We start from the raw sequence: 3,732 nt of genomic DNA, 5'->3' as shown, positions 1-3,732 counted from the left end.
CGCGAGCGCCTACCAGGCGCGCCTGATCGGCGAGTTCGCCGCCGGCCGCACCGTCGAGCGCGTCGCGTGCCCGGGCCTGGCCGAAGCGGTGGACCGGGCCGATCCCGAGGCCGCGCGGGTGGCCATCGCGGACGCGGCCGGTCGTACCCCCGCGCACTGCGCGGGTGTGGTCCTGGGCTGCACCCACTATCCGCTCGTGGGCGCCGAGATCGCCGCCGCCTTGCCGACCGGCGTGGCCCTGTACGACAGCGCCGAGGCGGTCGCCCGGCAGACGCTGCGCCGGCTGGGCCTGAGCGAACGTCTCGACGCGGCGCCCGCGAGCGTCGAGGTCGTGCTCAGCGGTCGCCCCGGCGCGATGCCCGCCAACGCGCTCGGGTATCCGCTGGGCCGCGCCCTCGCGGCGGCCGGCCGAGTCACCCGCGACCTCCTGCCGACATTCGACGCCCCGGGCGTGCCGGCTCGACGAGGCTGACCACCGGATCCGGTCGGGCGTCGACGGAAACGTTCGGCGGCGGCCGGGCCCGGACGGACGGTCCCGGCCTCACCAGGGTGTTCGCGGTGATCGTGCGGCGACGACAGCGAACCACCCGTACCGTCCGGGCAACGCCCCGCCACCCGCCGCCCGCCCGGACGACCGCGGCCGCGAGTCGGTCGTTCCCGGCCTCGCCGCCCCCCGCGGGGAAGCGAAGCGGCGCCCGAGTAGCCGGAAAACGCGCCGGGTATCGCGGTCGGCCACCTATCGTGAGGTGTCCGCGTGAGCCCGGAGCCGGGTTCGTCGCCGCGCATCGACAGGCAGGACGGACATGGGATACGTCGGCTCGTACATCTGGTCGCTGCGCCGCAGGGTGGGCAGCCGGCCCCTGCTCGTGCCCGGCGCGCACGTTCTGCTCGTCGACGAGGCCGGGCGCGGCCTGCTTCAGCGACGCGCCGACCTGGGCGTGTGGGAAGTGCCCGCCGGATCGTGCGAGGAGGGAACCACGTTCGTTTCCACGGCGGTGGCGGAACTCGCCGAGGAGACCGGGCTCTCGGTCGAGGAACGCGACCTCGTGCCGTTCGCGAGCCTGTCCGACCCGGCCGTCAACGTCGTCGAGTATCCCAACGGCGACGTCGTGCACGCCTTCACGATCTGCTTCGTCGCCCACCGGTGGACCGGCGAGCTGGTGCTCGAACCCGAAGAGGTCACGGACGCCGCCTTCTTCGATCTCGCGGACCTGCCGACACCGATGCATCGCCCGACCGAGATCGTGCTCGGGCTGTACCGCGACTTCACCGCCGACGGCAGATTTCGCGCGCGCTGACCGGCCCGAGGACTGCGTCCGGGTGCGGGCGGGTGACGTCACCCGGCCGGCGATGTCACCCGGCCGCCGCATACAGCAGGTCGCGTACACCGGGGGCGCTCTCCCGATCGGCGCGCCACACCAGGCGCAATGACAGATCGGGAACGGCCAGGTCCAGCCGGGCCAACGTGCCCGCGGCCAGGTCGGCTTCGACGGCGAACTCGGGCAGCAGCGCGAGGCCCAGGCCCTGCGCCGCCCACGCCCGCATCACGGTGAGGCTGCCCGTGGGCACGAGTCGCGTGTCGGCGCCGAGGATCCACTGCGCGGCCAGCCAGAACGAGCAGGCCGGGACGTTGCCCAACAGCCGTGCGCCGGACACCTCTTGCGTGGTCAGGGCGGTGCGCCCGGCCAGCGGATGGGTCGGGGCGGCCACGAACGCGAGCGGGACCGGGGCCAGGTCGGCGAAGGCCAAGGGCCGGCGGACGGGTGCGAAACCGAGGCCGCCGAGCGAGCGGCCGACGTCGAGCAGCAGACCGGCGTCCAGCTCGCCCGCGGCCGTCTCGCCGAGGAGCAGGTCGCGGCCGGCGACGACTCGGGTCTCGACGGCGAGTTGCGGCCGGCGCTCGGCGAGGCGGGCGAGGACGCGCGGGACGTGCACGGCGACGAGGGATTCCAGCGCGCCCAGGCGCAGGGCGTAGGGCCGCCCGGCCACCTCGTGCCGGATGAGTTCGACCCGATCGAGCAGCGGGCCGGCCCGGTCCAGCAGGCGTGACCCGGCCTCGGTCGTGTGCATGCCGCGCGGGCCGCGCTCGAACAGCGGCACGCCCAGTGAGCTTTCCAGGGCGCGGATCTGCGCGGACACCGACGAGGGGGCCAGGCCGAGGGCGTCGGCCGCGTCGGTGACGGTGCCCGTGCGGACCACCGCCACGAACGTTCTCAGGTGTCGCAGTTCCATGCCCGTGCTCCCCGCGTGCCCGATGCCCATGATTCCCGTGCTCGCCCCGCGCCCTGTTCTGCGCGTTCGTCACATGCGCGCGTTCGTCACAGGCGCGTGATGCGCGCGTTCGGTTTTTCCGCATGCAGCGTACGGCTGCGCCGGTGGGTCGTGGCGGTCGGCCGGCGCAGGCTGTCGAGCGCCCGTTCGTCGGTCCTCGTCTCGTAAGGAACCCCCCGTGCCCACAACCGTGTTCCAGCCCGCCCTGTCCCCTCCATCGCGGTCCCCGCGTCGGGTGTTCGCCCTGTTGGGGGTCTCGCTCGGCTACTTCATGGTCCTGCTCGACGTCACCGTGTTGTCGGTGGCCGAACCCGACCTGGCCCGGTCCCTGCACGCGTCGGTCGGCGGGTTGCAGTGGGTCGTCAACGGCTACACCGTGGCGTTCGCGGCATTGCTGCTCTCGGCGGGCGCGGTCGCCGACCGCTACGGCGCGCAGCGTGTCTTTCGGGTGGGCGTCGGCGCCTTCGCGGCGCTGTCGCTGGTGTCGGCGGCGGCCCCGAACCTGGGCACGCTGGTCGCCGCGCGGGTCGCCCTGGGCGTGGCGGGCGCCGCCTGCCTGCCGGCGTCGATGGCGTTGGTGGTCAGGCTCTACCCCGACCCGGCGGACCGGGTCCGGGCGATGGCGGTGTGGGCGGCGACCAGCGGGGCCGCGCTCGCGGCGGGGCCGGTGGTCGGCGGAGTGCTCGTCGATCTCGCGGGCTGGCGGGCGATCTTCCTGGTCGACGTGCCGATCGCGGTCGTGGTGCTCGCCCTGGTGAACACGGCGGCGTTGCGCGGCCCGACCGGCGACCGGCCGATCGACGTCACCGCGCAGGTGGTGGCCTGCGCGGTGTTGGCGCTGCTCACCGACGCGCTGATCGCGCTCGGCGCGGGGGCGAGGGCGCATGCGGTGGCGTCGGGGGTCGGGTGTGTGGCGGCGGGCGCGCTGCTCGTGGTGGTGGAACGGCGCAGCGACGCGCCCGCGTTGGCGCCGCACGTGTTGCGGGTGCGCGGTGCGACGGGGGCGATGCTGTCCGGGGCCGCGGTGAACTTCACCCTCACCGGCGCGCTGTTCGTGCTGCCGCTGGTGTTGACCCGGCAGTGGCACCTGAGTCCGACCAGGGTCGGTCTGGCGTTTTTGCCGCTGACCCTGCCGTGCGCGTTCAATCCGCTGCTCACCGGGCGGATCGTGGCCCGAGCCGGCGCCGCGCGGCCGGTGCTCGCGGGTCTCGCGTTGCTGAGTTCGGGGGCAGTGGTGCTCGGCTTGGCGACGCTGCGGGACGCGCCGTACGCGGTACTCGCGGTGGGGTTGGCGCTCACCGGGTTCGGGGTGTCGTGCACGCTGCCGGCGCTCGCCGCGACGGTGGTGGCCGCGGCGCCGGAGGGCAGTGCGGGGACGGCCGGCGGGCTGCTCAACGCGTCGCGTCAGGTCGGGGCGACGGTGGGCGTGGCGGTGATGGGCGCGCTGATCGCGCACGGCGG

General features: G+C 74.7%; 3 protein-coding genes and 1 pseudogene. 3 read left to right on the top strand and 1 reads right to left on the bottom strand.

The window, feature by feature from the left end; translation table 11 throughout:
- Both GT354_RS02420 and GT354_RS02415 read left to right on the top strand, forming a co-directional pair.
- Nucleotides 1-472 (top strand): annotated as a pseudogene (locus tag GT354_RS02420) (aspartate/glutamate racemase family protein); the annotation flags it as partial.
- Between the two features lie 331 nt (nt 473-803).
- Nucleotides 804-1,298 (top strand): NUDIX domain-containing protein, encoded by a 495-nt coding sequence (locus tag GT354_RS02415; RefSeq protein ID WP_161354490.1) that lies wholly within the window; start codon nt 804-806, stop codon nt 1,296-1,298.
- A gap of 55 nt (nt 1,299-1,353) precedes the next feature.
- Here GT354_RS02415 and GT354_RS02410 read toward each other — a convergent pair whose 3' ends face one another.
- Nucleotides 1,354-2,232: a LysR family transcriptional regulator gene (locus GT354_RS02410; RefSeq protein WP_161354489.1), complete on the bottom strand. Its 879-nt coding sequence runs from the start codon at nt 2,230-2,232 to the stop codon at nt 1,354-1,356.
- Between the two features lie 217 nt (nt 2,233-2,449).
- Between GT354_RS02410 and GT354_RS02405 the strand changes: the two genes are divergently transcribed.
- Nucleotides 2,450-3,732 (top strand): MFS transporter (locus tag GT354_RS02405; RefSeq protein ID WP_346011804.1); only part of this gene is annotated, 1,283 nt, incomplete at its 3' end.

This window comes from Streptomyces sp. SID3343 (assembly GCF_009865215.1).
Classification (GTDB): Bacteria; Actinomycetota; Actinomycetes; order Streptomycetales; family Streptomycetaceae; genus Embleya.
This window is presented reverse-complemented; position numbering and strand designations above follow the sequence as displayed.

What these genes read in the sequence shown, in the direction of transcription:
- GT354_RS02415 (WP_161354490.1), top strand. Translation starts at nt 804, where the DNA reads ATGGGATACGTCGGCTCGTACATCTGGTCGCTGCGCCGCAGGGTGGGC.
- GT354_RS02410 (WP_161354489.1), bottom strand. Translation starts at nt 2,232, where the DNA reads ATGGAACTGCGACACCTGAGAACGTTCGTGGCGGTGGTCCGCACGGGC.